General features: G+C 43.4%; 15 protein-coding genes, 1 tRNA gene and 1 pseudogene. 13 read left to right on the forward strand and 4 right to left on the reverse strand.

The genetic code is table 11. The annotated features are described in order from the left end of the window. Positions 1-112: 112 nt before the first annotated feature. Both ACQRBN_RS13700 and coaBC read right to left on the reverse strand, forming a co-directional pair. Positions 113-313 (reverse strand): hypothetical protein, encoded by a 201-nt coding sequence (locus ACQRBN_RS13700; RefSeq protein ID WP_427739567.1) that lies wholly within the window; start codon positions 311-313, stop codon positions 113-115. Positions 314-352: 39 nt separating this feature from the next. Next, positions 353-1,549 (reverse strand): bifunctional phosphopantothenoylcysteine decarboxylase/phosphopantothenate--cysteine ligase CoaBC, encoded by a 1,197-nt coding sequence (gene coaBC / locus ACQRBN_RS13705; protein ID WP_427739596.1) that lies wholly within the window; start codon positions 1,547-1,549, stop codon positions 353-355. A gap of 250 nt (positions 1,550-1,799) precedes the next feature. Here coaBC and ACQRBN_RS13710 point away from each other — a divergent pair, with 250 nt between their 5' ends. The 8 genes and pseudogenes from ACQRBN_RS13710 (at position 1,800) to ACQRBN_RS13745 (ending at position 9,511) form a co-directional block, all read left to right on the forward strand. Next, entirely contained in the window at positions 1,800-2,333 is a 534-nt protein-coding gene (locus tag ACQRBN_RS13710) for a helix-turn-helix domain-containing protein (protein WP_427739568.1), read from the forward strand. Positions 2,334-2,410: 77 nt separating this feature from the next. After that, positions 2,411-3,490: pseudogene (locus tag ACQRBN_RS13715) on the forward strand (ABC transporter ATP-binding protein); the annotation flags it as partial. A 498-nt stretch (positions 3,491-3,988) separates the two neighbouring features. Continuing rightward, positions 3,989-4,825 carry an ABC transporter permease gene (locus tag ACQRBN_RS13720; RefSeq protein WP_427739569.1) on the forward strand — a complete coding sequence of 279 codons (837 nt, stop codon included), beginning with the start codon at positions 3,989-3,991 and terminating at the stop codon, positions 4,823-4,825. Between the two features lie 5 nt (positions 4,826-4,830). Next, positions 4,831-6,723: an extracellular solute-binding protein gene (locus ACQRBN_RS13725; RefSeq protein WP_427739570.1), complete on the forward strand. Its 1,893-nt coding sequence runs from the start codon at positions 4,831-4,833 to the stop codon at positions 6,721-6,723. 17 nt (positions 6,724-6,740) lie between these two features. Beyond that, positions 6,741-7,361, forward strand: coding sequence for a hypothetical protein (locus tag ACQRBN_RS13730; protein WP_427739571.1), 621 nt, complete (start codon positions 6,741-6,743; stop codon positions 7,359-7,361). Between the two features lie 323 nt (positions 7,362-7,684). After that, entirely contained in the window at positions 7,685-8,314 is a 630-nt protein-coding gene (locus tag ACQRBN_RS13735; RefSeq protein WP_427739572.1) for an ECF transporter S component, read from the forward strand. Between the two features lie 31 nt (positions 8,315-8,345). After that, positions 8,346-9,284: a P1 family peptidase gene (locus ACQRBN_RS13740; protein ID WP_427739573.1), complete on the forward strand. Its 939-nt coding sequence runs from the start codon at positions 8,346-8,348 to the stop codon at positions 9,282-9,284. Between the two features lie 156 nt (positions 9,285-9,440). After that, positions 9,441-9,511: transfer RNA gene (locus ACQRBN_RS13745), tRNA-Trp, on the forward strand. A 52-nt stretch (positions 9,512-9,563) separates the two neighbouring features. On the opposite strand, the gene ACQRBN_RS13750 is transcribed toward ACQRBN_RS13745, so the two are convergent. Further along, positions 9,564-9,740, reverse strand: a complete 177-nt coding sequence (locus tag ACQRBN_RS13750) for a hypothetical protein (RefSeq protein WP_427739574.1) — start codon at positions 9,738-9,740, stop codon at positions 9,564-9,566. 284 nt (positions 9,741-10,024) lie between these two features. On the opposite strand from ACQRBN_RS13750, the gene ACQRBN_RS13755 reads away from it, so the two are divergent. Then, complete coding sequence (locus ACQRBN_RS13755) at positions 10,025-11,110, forward strand: PD-(D/E)XK nuclease family transposase (RefSeq protein ID WP_427739576.1); 1,086 nt, start codon at positions 10,025-10,027, stop codon at positions 11,108-11,110. 50 nt (positions 11,111-11,160) lie between these two features. On the opposite strand, the gene ACQRBN_RS13760 is transcribed toward ACQRBN_RS13755, so the two are convergent. Then, the gene (locus ACQRBN_RS13760; protein WP_427739577.1) at positions 11,161-11,400 is read right to left on the reverse strand and encodes a hypothetical protein; all 240 of its coding nucleotides are present in this window, start codon (positions 11,398-11,400) and stop codon (positions 11,161-11,163) included. 396 nt (positions 11,401-11,796) lie between these two features. On the opposite strand from ACQRBN_RS13760, the gene ACQRBN_RS13765 reads away from it, so the two are divergent. The 4 genes from ACQRBN_RS13765 (at position 11,797) to ACQRBN_RS13780 (ending at position 15,204) form a co-directional block, all read left to right on the forward strand. Further along, entirely contained in the window at positions 11,797-12,705 is a 909-nt protein-coding gene (locus ACQRBN_RS13765) for a LysR family transcriptional regulator (protein WP_427739578.1), read from the forward strand. A 216-nt stretch (positions 12,706-12,921) separates the two neighbouring features. After that, positions 12,922-13,413: a C-GCAxxG-C-C family protein gene (locus ACQRBN_RS13770; protein ID WP_427739579.1), complete on the forward strand. Its 492-nt coding sequence runs from the start codon at positions 12,922-12,924 to the stop codon at positions 13,411-13,413. Between the two features lie 40 nt (positions 13,414-13,453). Continuing rightward, on the forward strand, positions 13,454-14,371 hold the full coding sequence (locus ACQRBN_RS13775) for a TDT family transporter (RefSeq protein WP_427739580.1): 918 nt from the start codon (positions 13,454-13,456) through the stop codon (positions 14,369-14,371). Positions 14,372-14,436: 65 nt separating this feature from the next. Then, a complete protein-coding gene (locus tag ACQRBN_RS13780; RefSeq protein WP_427739582.1) occupies positions 14,437-15,204 on the forward strand; it encodes a ZIP family metal transporter in 768 nt (255 codons plus the stop codon). The last annotated feature ends 1 nt before the right edge of the window (position 15,205 follow it).

Consider the following 15,205-nt stretch of genomic DNA (forward strand, 5'->3'; position numbering starts at 1 on the left):
GCGGATGAAGAGTATTTCTTATATGCAGTTTTCAGGGTATATAATTATTGAAAGCAACTAATGAGAATTAGTTGCTTTTTTCTATTTCATAAGTTACAAGACTATCTATAGATTATAGACTCATCTCAACTAAATGTGCAATAGCAGTCGGATGATCGTCTTCTGTGAATCCCTGCGCGCAGGCCAGGATAATATTCACATAATCGGCAGACAGATCCAAAGTAGATGTAATATATTCGATATCTTTACCCGTTTCATTCATCTCGATGACCTGCCGTACATCCTGTTCAATCTGTTTAAAATCTCTTTCCATCTGTTCATTCTCCTTTTTTTGTATCTTTTTGGTGTGTATCTAATTCTTCCTCCGTGCTAATATCTGATCTAACAGACGGAAGGCAACCTCATCTTTTCCCATGATTGGAAGTGTGGTCTCTGCATCTTTGGTGATCAGTGTGACGATGTTTGTATCGGTTTCGAATCCGGCACCCTGCACCTTAAGGTTATTGGCAACGATCATATCCAGGTTTTTCTTCGTTAATTTCTTCCTGGAGTTTTCCAGCATATTTTCCGTCTCCATGGAGAATCCGCAGAGGAATTGTCCTGGTTTCTTATGATCTCCGAGATGTTTTAAGATGTCATCTGTACGTTCCAATGGAATGGATAATTCGGCATCTGCTTTTTTTACTTTTTCATCTGCTACATGGCTTGGACGATAATCGGCAACAGCAGCAGCTTTGATAATAATGTCCATATCATCACTTCTGGATGTAACAGCATCAAACATATCTTTCGCCGTTGTAATTGGAACAACATCCATGAACATCGGAGGTGTGAGGGCTGTCTTGCCGGTTACCAGCGTCACATCTGCTCCTCTTAGCATACAGGCTTTCGCTATGTTGTATCCCATCTTTCCGGAAGAGTGGTTCGTAATATAGCGAACCGGATCGAGAGGTTCCTGGGTCGGTCCGGCGGTTACGAGAACCTTTAGGCCTTTCATATCTTTTTCATAGGCACAGCATCGGATAATGTGCTCATACAGTGTCTCAGGCTCCGGCATCTTACCGGCTCCAACATCCCCGCAGGCAAGGTATCCGCTTGCCGGAGTGATAACTTCCATGCCATATTTCTTTAATAGACTTAGGTTATCCTGAGTGATAGGATTCTCATACATTCTGGTATTCATAGCAGGCGCAATAATCTTCGGCGCTTTGCTCGCAAGAATGGTGGTAGTGAGCATATCATCTGCAATGCCGTGAGCCAGTTTGGCAATGACATTGGCTGTGGCAGGTGCTACCATAATGACATCAGCCTTTTGGGCAAGTGCTATATGTTCTACCTTGAATTCAAAATTACGATCGAAAGTATCAGTCACACATTTGTGTCCGGTCAGAGATTCGAAGGTAATCGGATTGATGAAATTCTTAGCGTTCTCGGTCATGATGACACGAACCTCGGCACCTGATTTTACAAGCATGCTTGCAAGGGATGCGCTTTTATATGCTGCGATTCCTCCGGTAACTCCGAGAAGAACGGTTTTATTCTCTAATATCATAATAATTCCTTTCCAGATTTATTTTAATATCACTATAGCGTGTTTGCGGAAATGTTGCAAGGAAGAATTATAGAATGTTGGATCATTTATGCTGGATATGCCCTGTATCAGAACTATGTCTATTGCAATATATTTCTAAATATTTTTTTTAGTATTGCAAAACATATATATTTATGTATAATATATAGTTGTTTGATAATAAAAAAAAAGTATAGTAATAGAAAACCCGATCAGAGGAGGTGTAATCTTGGATATCGGTAAAAAACTGAAGGAATTACGTATTCAAAATGATCTCACGCTGAATGATCTGGCTTCGAGGAGTGAATTGACGAAGGGGTTCCTCTCTCAGGTAGAGCGGAATCTGACAACACCTAGTATCGCAACTTTAGCGGATATTCTGGAGGCACTCGGAACGAATCTGTCGGAGTTCTTCCATGAAGAAGAGGAGAAGCAGATTGTATTCTCGAAGCAAGATTTCTTTGAGGATGAGCAGGATGATTATAAGATAGAATGGGTAATTCCGAATGCACAGAGAAATAAGATGGAGCCAATCCTCCTGACGCTTAAGCCTCATACAAGAAGTCAGGAATTACTGGCACATCAGGGAGAAGAATTCGGTTATGTGTTGAAAGGAAATGTGACGTTAGTGCGCGGTGGTAAAAAGTACAAACTGAAAGCGCAGGAGACATTCTATATGGATGGATCGCGAAGTCATTATCTGTATAATCATGGGAGTGGTGAGGCGAAGGTACTGTGGATTACGACACCTCCGATGTTTTAATTGTCGAAATATGTCGAGTAAAGTGCTGGCGACATGAAGTAAGTATTTTGAAATACAGGGGAAGGAGAAGGTGATAAATGGAACAAAAGAAGTTAATTGAATTCCGGGATATTGTGAAGACTTTTGACGGACAGATTGTCTTAAAGAGTGTGAATCTTGATATCTATGAGAATGAATTTGTAACACTGTTGGGACCCAGCGGATGTGGGAAGACTACGCTTTTAAGGATTCTTGGAGGATTCCTGGAGGCAGATGAGGGAAAGGTAATCTTCGATGGAGAGGAGATCAGCCAGAAGCCTCCGTATGAGAGGGAACTGAATACTGTGTTCCAGAAGTACGCATTATTCCCACATCTGAGTGTGTATGAGAATATTGCGTTTGGACTGAAGATTAAGAAGATGAGTAAGGATGTCATCGAGCAGAAGGTTATGAAGATGCTCAAACTGATCGGTCTGGAAGGATATGAGAATAAGAATACAACGTTGTTATCCGGTGGTCAGCAGCAGAGAGTTGCAATTGCAAGAGCGCTGGTGAATGAACCGAAGGTTCTGCTTTTGGACGAGCCTCTGGCTGCTCTGGATCTGAAACTGAGAAAAGAGATGCAGTATGAATTGAAGCGTATCCAGCGGGAAGTAGGAATCACATTTATCTTTGTAACACATGATCAGGAGGAGGCGCTTACGATGTCTGATAAAATCGTGGTTATGAAGAATGGTGAGATCCAGCAGGTGGGAACGCCGCAGGAGATCTATAACGAGCCTGCGAATCGATATGTTGCCAACTTTATTGGAGAGAGTAATATTCTTCCGGGAGTCATGCTGGAGGATTATAAGGTGCGGTTTGATGACATTACATTCGATTGTGTTGATTTCGGATTCAAGGAAAATGAACCGGTAGATGTCGTGATACGACCGGAGGACATTGATATCGTGGATGTGAAGAATGGCAAATTGACCGGAGAGGTATTAAGTGTTCTGTTCAAAGGCGTTCATTACGAGATTATCGTAGAGACGGTGCCTGGTACCAGTGTAACGGTGAATATGCGGGTAATCAGGAATCATGATGTGACCAGTGAGGATGGCAAGGAGAAGATCAGTGCGAACAATTTCTACGTGGATCTGGAGGATGTAAAGGAGTTGGATGATAAGGAGATTATTGCCCGCTCTAATGCACAGGCGTGGGATCCGGAGACGGATGATTATATCTCCATCGCGAAGATCGAATATGACCTTCTGGAGGAGGAGGGACAGTATCCGGTTACCTTCTCTACCTCGAATGGAACATGCATTGAACGTACCATATTTGTAGTCAACCAGCCATTCGTTAAGAATGAGAAGGCGAATGAGGCGGTTATGGCATTCAATTTCCTCAAGACGGTGGATGAAATCACGGAATCACAGGCATTGGATACGGATCTAAAGACCTGGGCGAATGCACAGGGATGGAAATTAAGTGATGAGGATCAGAGTGTGGACATCAATGTAGATTATGATTTTGATCCGGAGACTGTGACAGAGGGTGTCTACAAGATTACCTTTTCTACGACAGGACGTGAACTTAAGATTCATACGACAGACTATACGGAGGAAGGTCAGGAGGTCGGACTGACATTCTTCCCGGAAGATATCCATGTTATGTCGAGGATGATATTCTAGATGAAACGATTTTCACAACTGGCAATTCCGTATATCGTGTGGGCGGCGATTATGCTGGTACTTCCGATGGCGTTGATTGCACTGTATTCAGTGACAGAGCTGGGGAATACCATCATCTCGTTTTCCTTCACGCTGGATCATTACGTCAAATTCTTTACCGACCCGGATTTTTTGATTATCCTTTGGCGTTCGATCCTGATTGCGGTTAAAACGACTGTGATCTGCCTGATTCTCGGCTATCCGGTGGCATATTATATCGCCCGGTGTAAAGAGAAGGTGCAGAATATCCTGGTTCTTTGCATTACGATTCCAATGTGGATTAATATGCTGGTGAGAACCTATGCGTGGATTGGTCTTCTAAGCGAAGGAGGGCTTATCTGGAAGATCTTTCATTTCTTTGGATGGAATGGATCAGAATTGTTGTATACGGAAGGCTCGGTTCTTCTGGGAATGGTATATAATTTCCTGCCGTTTATGATTCTTCAGATTAATACGGCACTGTGCAAGATGGATCATTCTCTGCTGGAGGCAAGTGCGGATCTGGGAGCAGCGCCTGCGCAGACATTCCTGCGTGTGACTCTGCCGTTATCGCTTCCAGGTGTCATTAACGGAATTACGCTGGTGTTCCTGCCGGCAGTCAGTTCCTTCTTCATCCCGAAACTTCTGGGTGGAGGACAGTACTTCCTGATCGGTAACCTGATTGAGAATCAGTTTATCACGGTAGGTGAATGGAACTTTGGAAGTGCCATCTCTATGATTATGGCAGTGATCATGATGCTGCTTATGATGGCAGTCCGTAGGATAGAACTTAGGAATCAAGGTGGAAAGGGGGAATAATCATTATGAAAAAAGGAAATCGCCCTTTTGGAAAGATATTGATGATCTTGATGATTGTATTCTTCTATCTGCCAATTGTATACATGATCATCTTTTCGTTTAATGAAGGGAAGTCTCTGACAAGTTTTACCGGATTCTCTCTTCGCTGGTATCAGCATATGCTGGAATCGAACGATATGATGGAATCTTTGTATACGACCTTCAGTGTAGCGATCATTGCTACGCTGATCTCGACGGTAGTAGGTACGATTGCGGCGATTGGTCTGAGCAAGTCTAAGAAGATCATTCGTGATATCATGGAACAGGTGGACAACCTTCCGCTTATGAATCCGGAGATTGTTACGGCAATTGGATTCATGCTGCTGTTCATCACATTCAAGGTGGAGAAGGGGTATGTTACCATGCTTCTGGCACATATTGCCTTCTGTATTCCGTATGTGATTCTTTCGGTAATGCCGAAGATCCGTTCACTGGACCCGAATCTTGCGGATGCGGCGATGGATCTGGGAGCGACACCGAGCCAGGCGCTTGTGAAGGTTATTGTGCCTCAGATTACGCCTGGAATTATATCAGGGTCGCTGATTGCATTTACCATGTCAGTGGATGATTTTATCATCTCGTATTTTGTAACAGGCGGAGGAGTGAAGAACTTAAGTATCATGGTCTATACCATGAGTAAGCGGGTGAATCCGAGTATTAATGCCATCTCTACTCTTGTGGTTGTGATTATTACAGTGGTGCTGGTACTCATCAATGTGGCACCTGCATTTCTGGCAAAACGTGCAAAAAAGGATGAGATCAAAGGGCGCAGGATGATGGTTCCGGCTGTGGCTGCAATCTGTGTGGTGCTGGCAATTGTCGGTGTGCGCGGTCTGAATAATAAGACTTCCTCTCGTCCATACGAAGGGCAGACGCTCTATGTCTATAACTGGGGAGAGTACACTGGGGAGAATATTCTCAGGGATTTTGAGGAAGAGACTGGTGCAAAAGTGGTTATGGAGAATTTTGATTCCAATGAGCAGATGTACATTAAGGTTGCCAATGGAGAGGCGTATGATATCCTCGTGCCAAGTGATTACATGATCCAGCGTTTAATCCAGGAAGGGTATCTGCAGAAACTGGATCATTCCAAACTTGATTGTATGGATAAGTTGACAGATGATGTGAAGAATCTTCCGTATGATCCCGGAAATGAATATTCTGTGCCGTATTTTTGGGGAACGGTTGGCATTGTCTATGATAAGAACAAAGTGGATATCAGGGATCTGGAACGGGAAGGCTATAATATCTTTCTGGATGAGAAATACCGGGGTGATATCTATCTCTATGATTCAGAGCGTGACGCTTTCATGATGGCGTTAAAGGCATTGGGATATTCTATGAACACGGAGAATTCTCAAGAATTACAGGAAGCATTTGATTGGCTGGTGCAGTGTGTACAGACCATGGAGCCTGAGATTGTGATGGATGAAATCATCGATAATATGGCGCAGGGAAGAAAAGCGCTGGGATTGATCTATTCTGGTGATGCAACCTATGTCATGGATGAGAATGAGAATATGGGCTATTACCTGCCGGAGACGGGAACGAATCTTTGGTCCGATGCGATGGTAATTCCGAAGAATGCTAAGAATCCGGAACTGGCACATGCATTTATCAATTATGCCAGTGATTATGCGGGAGCTTATGACAATTCAAGTTATGTAGGATATACCTCGGCGAATCAGGAAGTTATGGAAGACCTGTCCGGTGAGGGCGGAGACTTTGAAGGAATCAATGCGTATATTCCGCGGAGTGACAATGAGATGGATGAAGTCTTCGTATATAATGAGGCTACAAAGAAGGAAATCAGTAATCTCTGGAGTAAAGTGAAGATTGCGGCAAGTAATGCAGATTAAGAGAAAGAGGTACAGATATGAAGAAAATAGCGATGCTGGGTCTGGTCCTGCTTCTGGGTATGAGCCTGGCGGGCTGTAAAGATGAAGAAAAGGCGGCAGAGAGTGAGGCGGCTTCCCCGGAGGAAGCAGAAGCGGATCAGGAAGATGGGAAAGAAGCAGATACACTGGAGATAGAAGATGGATCAGAGAAAGTATTTACCTTGTATACGGAAGATAAAAGTGCCAGCATTCAGATAAGAATGCTGGCAGGATATGCGGAATCGGGATATTCATCAGAGACATCCCTGGCTTTCCAGAATCTGGAAGGTGGAAATGAGAATGTGACGCAATTGAATCTTCGACTTGTAACAGATAGTGAAGAGACGATTATGACAACAGCGCAGCAGGAAGTACAGTACCTTCTCAGCGCTAACTCGGATGATGGAGGAGTCGTGGATGAAGTACAGGAAAAGATACAAGGCGATAAGCAGTGGTCGTACTTTTATTATTCCATGGAAGGGCTGGAAGGATACCGTATATGGACCAGTTTGGATAATGGCTGCGTACTTTCTTGTACGGTCGAGAATCTGGGGACGGGTTTGGAGCCGTTGGATGTGGATTATATTATACAGGAATTGAGTTCGGATATTCAGTCGTAAATCCAAAATGGCGTTCATCTGAGAAAGCAAAACTTTGAATAAAATTGTTGAGAAAACCAGCGCTCGGTGATATAATGTCACCGAGCGTTATTCACAGGATCGGGCAGGTGACTGCGCGATCAGGAAAATGCATCACAGAATCATAAGACATACTCTTCATATATAAAGTACATGGCAGAGGATGGTGCTGACCGTTTGGCGGCAACCGGAAAGAGTCTGTGTGTTTTTCTTGTGTAATTATCGCTTATTTTTCCCATAATACATGGCTGAAAGACAGGGAACGCTTATATTGCGCCGTTTTATCAGCAGAAAAGGAGATTAAGATGACAACAAAAGTAAACACGACAACAAAAACAAACACAAGTGGGCGCACACGCTATATGGTGGAACTGGCGCTGATGATCGCCATTATATTTATCATGGCATTCACACCACTGGGGTATCTGAAGACACCGGGACTTTCCATTACGTTCCTTACCGTTCCGGTTGCGGTAGGCGCTATGATCCTGGGACCGCAGGGCGGAGCCATCTGTGGCCTTGCTTTTGGGATTACCAGCCTGGTGCAGTGTTTTGGAGCCAGTGCATTCGGGGCAGTGCTTCTTGGGATCAATCCTTTTGGAACTGCATTTACCTGTATTGTACCCCGGGTGCTTGAGGGACTTTTGTGTGGGTTGATTTTTAAGGCGGTAAGGACAAAGAAGACGAATCTTGCCTATGCAATCGGTGGATTATCCTGCCCGGTGCTGAATACGATTCTGTATATGTCCTCGCTTGTGCTGTTCTTCTATAATACAGATTATATTCAGGGCTTCGTGGAGACGCTTGGAGTGTCGAATCCGCTGACTTTTGTGGCAGCATTTGTAGGGCTGCAGGGAGTGATCGAAGCGGTTGTATGTACGATAGTGGCGGCTGCAGTAGCGCGTGCTTTAGCAGCAGCGTTAAAAGCGGTATAGAAAGATACAAAGGTAAGTGTGGAGGTGCAGGATGGAACAGGATGCAATCTTACAGGAGATTCCGATAACGGATGTGGAAGGACTTCGTATTGGTAACGCCCAGGATGACGAGGCAAAGACCGGAGTAACAGTTCTTCTTTTTGATAAGGGTGCCAGAGTCGGCGTGGATATAAGCGGCGGCGGTCCGGCTTCCAGAGAGACTGGGTTAGCGGATCCGTTGACGGCAGATAACCCGGTGAATGCAATCGTGCTTTCCGGTGGCTCTGCCTATGGGCTGGCAGCAGCGGATGGCGTTATGTGTTACCTGGAGGAACATGGGATTGGCTACGATACGGGCTTTTCCAAGGTGCCTTTGGTGTGTCAGTCTTGTATCTATGACCTGGGCTTCGGACGGGCGGATGTAAGGCCGGACGCGGATATGGGATATGCGGCATGTGAAGATGCTAAAGATAATCATCCAGAGTGTGGCAGTGTCGGAGCTGGATGCGGTGCGACGGTTGGGAAACTTTACGGAATGGACCGTGCTTCCAAGTCCGGGATTGGCATTCATGCGGTGCAGGTCGGGAAACTTGTGATGGCAGCAGTGGTTGTGGTAAATGCACTGGGAGATATCTTTGATCCGTCTAATGGGCGCAAACTTGCCGGATTGCGGACGGAGGATGGCAGTGGATTTGTAAGTACCTGCCATGAGATATATAAGATCAGTAAACGGACGGATATGTTTACGGGAAATACTACCATTGGAGCGGTGGTTACCAACGGAAAGTTTGCCAAGGCAGAGATGAGTAAGATTGCTTCCATGGCGAGATGTGGCTACGCAAGATGTATTAATCCGGTGGGAACTATGGCAGATGGGGATACGATCTATGCTGCATCTGTCGGAGATGTGGAAGCGGATATTAATGTGGTCGGAACGCTGGCAGCAGAGGTTATGGCAGAGGCTATTGTGAAAGCAGTTGGGAATGTATAGTTTTGGGAAAATCCCTAGTATGAAAACGAAATAAGTATGAAAAATGTAAAAATGCAAAAAAGTGCAAAAAAAGTCAAGTGTCAGAGCAATCTGGCACTTGACAAATACAGACAGTATATGGTATAAATATCTAGTGTGATGGTGATAGCACAATATAGGGGATTGGTCAAGTGGTATGATAGGGGTCTCCAAAACCTTTGGCGGGAGTTCGATTCTCTCATCCCCTGCTTGAAAAAATACTGTAAACTCTCATAATGGAGATGTTTACAGTATTTTTTATTATCTCCAACGCTGGTCATTATCATAGTCGCGCCTATCGCGTCTGTCGTCTCTGCGATCATCATGTCTGTCACGTCTGTCGTCTCTGTGGTCATCACGTCTGTCGCGTCTGTCGTCTCTGCGATCGTGGTCGTCACGGCAGTCACGATGACATCGGTGTGCAAAATTATTTAGCATAAGAAAATCTCCTTTTTTATTTAGGGTATGCAGAATATGTCAAATGTTGCAACAAAGAAAAGGATATTTGATAGTTGAAGTATACGTGTAAAATTTTGTCGATGGAATTAACTTGACGGTTTCATAATTTCTTTTTACAATAAAGTCATAATATTTTTGTTCTATATTTGTAATACAAGAAGATCTGTTATCTTTATGAATCTTAAGCCAAAAGGCTTCGTAAAGTTTCGTTTTTGAAATGATTACCCATTATGATATGTAAAAAGGAAAGAGGAGGTATTTGTATGACAAGTAAACTGCAAGTGTATTTTCCGATGATACGGAGCCGGAAGGAGGTTCTGAATCAGATTTACAGCAATGAAGAATTAATGAAAATTTTTGAAACCTGGGATGAAAAGTATCAGGAGGAATTCCTGGATTTTTGTACAGGAGTAAGAGGGGTTAAGATGCTTTATGACTTTTGTGCCAAGGCATTGTTAAATCCGGAGATCTATCCTGAGAGGCTGGATGAACTTGTTTCATTACTTTTGGGTATGAAGGTAAAGATTATTAAAGTGCTTCCGAATGACAATACACGGATTGCCGATGAGACTTCACTGCTGATTATGGATATTGTTGTGCAGTTAAAGGATGGAAGCATTGCGAATGTGGAGATTCAGAAGATTGGCTATGCTTTCCCTGGACAGCGGAGTGCCTGCTATTCTGCAGATCTGCTGCTTCGCCAGTACAAGGCAGTACGACGAAAATTAACGAAAGAAACATTTTCTTATAAGCACATCAAGAATGTCTATACGATTGTATTATTCGAGAAAAGCACTCGGGAATTTCATGATTTTCCTGATAATTATATCCATAAATTTCACCAAACGTCTGACACAGGCCTTGAACTGGAACTCCTGCAAAAATTCATCTTCGTTCCACTTGACATCTATCAGAAATCCCATCACAATAAAGATATAGAAACACGATTAGATGCGTGGTTGACATTTTTAAGCAGCGACCGACCGGAGGATATCATAGCGCTAATCGATAAATATCCGGATTTCAAGCCTATGTATGAGCAGGTATATGAAATCTGTCAGAATATTGAGAAGGTGATGGGGATGTTTTCCAAAGAATTATACGAAATGGATCGAAACACGGTACGCTATATGATTGACGAAATGCAAAGTGAGATTGATCAACAGAGTGAAAGGATAAATCAGCAGAGTGAAAGGATAAATCAGCAGAGTGAGAAGATAAATCAGCAGAGTGAGGAAATTAATCAGCAGAAGAAAGTAAATGCCAGACAGAAAGAGGAATTAGAGCAGAAAGAACGTGATCTCCAGTCGGCGCTTAGACGTATTGAAGAGTTAGAAAAGAGAAGATAACAATAATCAGAGCGGGTCTGCCACGTAAATAAGGGCAGACCCTCGCTCGTTTAATCCAGATAATCGCCAACATTGCTCTGATTATATTGTTTCATAATTTTCATCATAACAGACCCATCAGGCTGTTCTGTTTCTTCAACGATCTTGTACAGAGTATGCTTTCTATCAAGACCGGCTTTATAATGAGCCACTTCGTCTTTTACAAGTCTTACGGCAAGATCATGATCTATATCTTCCTTAAGCATGAAGTGTAAGGTCTGGCAAATACATGCTGCTTTAATTCGTTTCATTCTTTCCACCTCCCATCTGACATAAGAAAAAGAATTCTGTAGCCGATAATTCTATTACGGCAGAAGAATGCACGAATAGAAAAACGAGTAGTGAAATCAACTGGACTTACGCCGATTTTGCTACTCGTTTGATATAATTTTAGCGGATTTTTTGCAAAAAGTCAAAAGAGAATTGTATAGAAAATTTGAAAAATATTTTGAAGAAGGTATGTCTTGACAGTTGTATGAAATTATAGAAAAATAGTTGTAGGAAAAGCGATCTGGGGATGCTGGAGAAGATCAGCCGTCCACGTTTTTTGACAGAAAAACAGTGGGAGCAGGTATTGGGAAGAAAAGACCGCTGTCTGGGATGACCGGCGATGAAGGTATTTGAGGGAGAATAAAGGAGGCAAAGCAATGAATATTCGGGATCTGACATCATTTCAGGTGATTGTAAAAGAGCAGAGTATTACGAGGGCATCTAAGCTACTCTATATGACACCGCAAGGATTAAGTAAGATTGTTAAGAACCTGGAAACCGAGTTGAATTGTCAGTTGCTTGTACGGACAGCAATTGGAATCGAACTTACGGAGAGCGGGCGGTGTCTGTCAGAGTATGCGGATAAGATTACGGCAGATTATGGGGAATTGCGCAATGAGATTCTGCATATACAGCAGAGAAGTCATGGCGTAGTTGATCTGCTGTCTGCTTACGGGATTCTGCGTCTGGTTACGCCAGAGTGTATTATAGCATTTCGGGAAAAATATCCGGATATTGAATTTCATTACCGGGAATATCCGGATCGTCAGGTGGAGAACCTTTTCCGGGAACGGGAGGGGAATGTAGCGTTTTCGATTGCTGATTTTGAGGAGGGGCTTTATGATGTGACAGAATTGGAGACGTTTCCGGTGAAGTTACTGGTACATGAGAGCCATCCTTTAAGCAACAGGGAGGCGGTTACGATTGAAGATCTGAGGTATGAGCCTTTATATATAGAGAGCAGTCAGTTTAAGATTCATGATATGATTACGGATCGTTGCAGGTCAGCGGGATTTGAACCGAATATTATCTTTGAGACGAGTGGATTCAGTCTGTGTCACAAGATGGTCAAGGCGAATAGGGGAATTTCTGTTACAGTGGATTTTGTATTTGATGATATGAAGGAAAAAGGGATGAGGCTGATTCCGTTTGCTGATGGAAAATATGAGTGGAAGATGTGTATGATTACGAGAAAGGGCGAGAAGCCTGGAGAAGCGGTAGAATTGTTCGTTCAGCATGTGAAAGAGTGGATTCAGTCGATAAGGGAAGGAAGTATCACCAGATAGTTGAATGGCATCAACGAAAAGTGGAATGAAAACCATATTTTTGGACATTTTTAATAAGAATGAATGTCGAAAAATATGGTTTTTTTGTCGAAAATATGTGATTTATTGAAAATGCTTATAAGTAAAGAATGACCATGAAAGATATCTATATCTGGAAGAAAAAGATATTATGCTATACTATTAATAAATAGTCATTATGTAGAGGAGGAAAAAATAATGAATGTAAAACAGGAAATAAGTGTTAAGAAGGTTATCAAAGATGCGGAGGACAACTACAGAAATGGGTATTTCTGTTGTGAAGCTTTGATGGCAGCAATCAGAGATAATTTTGAACTGGATGTACCGAAAGAAGTAATCGCTATGTCATCTGGAATGGCAGTTGGCGTAGGTCGTTCCGGATGTCTATGTGGTGCTTTGAATGGGGGAATCATGGCACTTGGAATGTTCTTTGGACGTACAGAGCAGAATGGTCCAAAGGACCCGAAGGTTGTAAAATGTATGGAACTGACCAATGAATTGCACACATGGTTCAGAAAGGCAAATGGAAAGAATTCAGCCTGTTGTCGTGTCCTGACTAAGGAATTTGATATGGGCAAGGGCGAACACAAAGAGCAGTGCATCTACTTTACAGGTCTGTGTGCTGGCAAAGTAGCAGAGATTATTGTGCGCGAACTTGGTCTTACGAATCTGGATGAGCAGACGGCATAAGTGAAACTTACATATATTACGTGAGAGAAGAGGTAAGAGAATGAGAGATGTAATTAAGAAGGTTCCGATTCCATTGTGCGGAGTGATGCTTGGCATGGCAGCGCTTGGCAATCTGTTGCAGAGTTATTCGGAAGGAATTCGTTATGTCTGTGGGATTGTGGCAGCGTTTTTGCTGATTCTGATGCTGCTGAAGATCATCATGATCTTCCCGGCGGTGAAGGAGGATATGAAGAATCCGATTATGGCAAGTGTCGCAGGAACATTTTCTATGGCGCTTATGCTGCTTAGTACATATGTGAAGCCGTTTATCGGACCGGCTGCTTATTATATCTGGCTTTTTGCAATTGCATTGCATGTGGTACTGATTATCTATTTTACGATACAGTTTATCTTCAAATTACAGATGCCAAAGGTGTTCGCAAGTTACTATATTGTATATGTAGGAATTGCTGTTGCATCCATTACAGCACCTGCGTATGAGAAACTGGGAATCGGGACGGCAGCGTTCTGGTTTGGTTTTGTATCACTGATTATTCTGCTTGTATTGGTAACGGTCAGATATGTGAAATATCAGGATATTCCGAATCCTGCAAAACCATTAATCTGTATCTATGCGGCACCTACCAGTCTGTGTATTGCCGGATATGTACAGTCAGTGACTCCGAAGTCTTATGGAATGCTGATGGGAATGTTCGTAGTAGCAACGATTCTGTATGTTTTCGCACTTGTGAAAGCGATTGGATATCTGAAACTGCCATTTTTCCCAAGTTATGCATCCTTCACATTCCCGTTCGTTATCAGTGCGATTGCTTCTAAGCAGACAATGGCATGTCTTGCGAATATGGGACGCCCGATTCCGGTACTTCAGTATGTGGTGCTGATTGAGACGGTGATTGCTGTTGTATTTGTAGTCTATACACTGATTCGTTTCTTACAGTTTTTATTTGTTAAGAAATAAGTAGAATAGCGAAATATAAGAACCATACATTTTCCTTGCCATATACTGAATATGAGGTGAGGAAAATGTATGGTATTCTATGGACGTTCTTAGGAACATTACTTACATTCTCCGTAACGACACTTGGCGCTGCGGGGATTTTTTTTGTGAAGAAGGAGATGGGCGGGAAGATACAGAGTGGATTCTTAGGATTCGCCGGAGGGGTGATGGTTGCTGCCTCAGTGTGGTCACTTCTGCTTCCGGGGATTGAATTCGCAGAAGAAAATGGACAGATCAGCTGGTTGGTGATTACGGGAGGTTTCCTGCTTGGCGTGATACTGCTGCTGGTGGTGGATTATCTGTTGGGGAAATGGGAGAGCCTGAAACTGGAGAAGAGTGCGGCTATGCTGGTGATGGCAATTACGGCGCATAATATACCGGAAGGAATGGCGATTGGGCTGGCATTTGCATTGGCGGCACAGAACCTTCAGGATGCAGCGCTTCTGTCCGGGGCAATTGCACTTACGATTGGCATTGCAATCCAAAATTTTCCGGAAGGAACGGCGGTTGCGCTTCCGTTATTGCAGAATGGGATCAGCAAGAAGAAGGCGTTTTTCATTGGAAGTATGTCGGCGGTAGTGGAACCGATATTCGGCGTGGCGGCAGCGGTGCTTGCAGGAGCAGTAAGAGTCGGGATGCCGTGGTTCCTGTCTTTCGCTGCGGGGGCGATGATCTATGTAGTCGTTCAGGAACTGATACCGGAGGCTTATGCAGGAGAAGGAGAGAAGTCAGGGACGTTGGGATTTATCGTGGGATTCTTGGTGATGATGATATTGGATGTGGCGTTGGGGTAGA

It is taken from the genome of Bariatricus sp. SGI.154, assembly GCF_050313795.1.
GTDB lineage: Bacteria > Bacillota > Clostridia > Lachnospirales > Lachnospiraceae > CAMBRQ01.

Coding starts and splice junctions, on each gene's coding strand:
- ACQRBN_RS13755 (WP_427739576.1), top strand. CDS start 10,025: ATGACAAGTAAACTGCAAGTGTATTTTCCGATGATACGGAGCCGGAAG.
- ACQRBN_RS13740 (WP_427739573.1), top strand. CDS start 8,346: ATGGAACAGGATGCAATCTTACAGGAGATTCCGATAACGGATGTGGAA.
- ACQRBN_RS13765 (WP_427739578.1), top strand. CDS start 11,797: ATGAATATTCGGGATCTGACATCATTTCAGGTGATTGTAAAAGAGCAG.
- ACQRBN_RS13770 (WP_427739579.1), top strand. CDS start 12,922: ATGAATGTAAAACAGGAAATAAGTGTTAAGAAGGTTATCAAAGATGCG.
- ACQRBN_RS13750 (WP_427739574.1), bottom strand. CDS start 9,740: ATGCTAAATAATTTTGCACACCGATGTCATCGTGACTGCCGTGACGAC.
- ACQRBN_RS13730 (WP_427739571.1), top strand. CDS start 6,741: ATGAAGAAAATAGCGATGCTGGGTCTGGTCCTGCTTCTGGGTATGAGC.
- ACQRBN_RS13735 (WP_427739572.1), top strand. CDS start 7,685: ATGACAACAAAAGTAAACACGACAACAAAAACAAACACAAGTGGGCGC.
- ACQRBN_RS13720 (WP_427739569.1), top strand. CDS start 3,989: ATGAAACGATTTTCACAACTGGCAATTCCGTATATCGTGTGGGCGGCG.
- ACQRBN_RS13780 (WP_427739582.1), top strand. CDS start 14,437: ATGTATGGTATTCTATGGACGTTCTTAGGAACATTACTTACATTCTCC.
- ACQRBN_RS13760 (WP_427739577.1), bottom strand. CDS start 11,400: ATGAAACGAATTAAAGCAGCATGTATTTGCCAGACCTTACACTTCATG.
- ACQRBN_RS13775 (WP_427739580.1), top strand. CDS start 13,454: ATGAGAGATGTAATTAAGAAGGTTCCGATTCCATTGTGCGGAGTGATG.
- ACQRBN_RS13725 (WP_427739570.1), top strand. CDS start 4,831: ATGAAAAAAGGAAATCGCCCTTTTGGAAAGATATTGATGATCTTGATG.
- ACQRBN_RS13700 (WP_427739567.1), bottom strand. CDS start 313: ATGGAAAGAGATTTTAAACAGATTGAACAGGATGTACGGCAGGTCATC.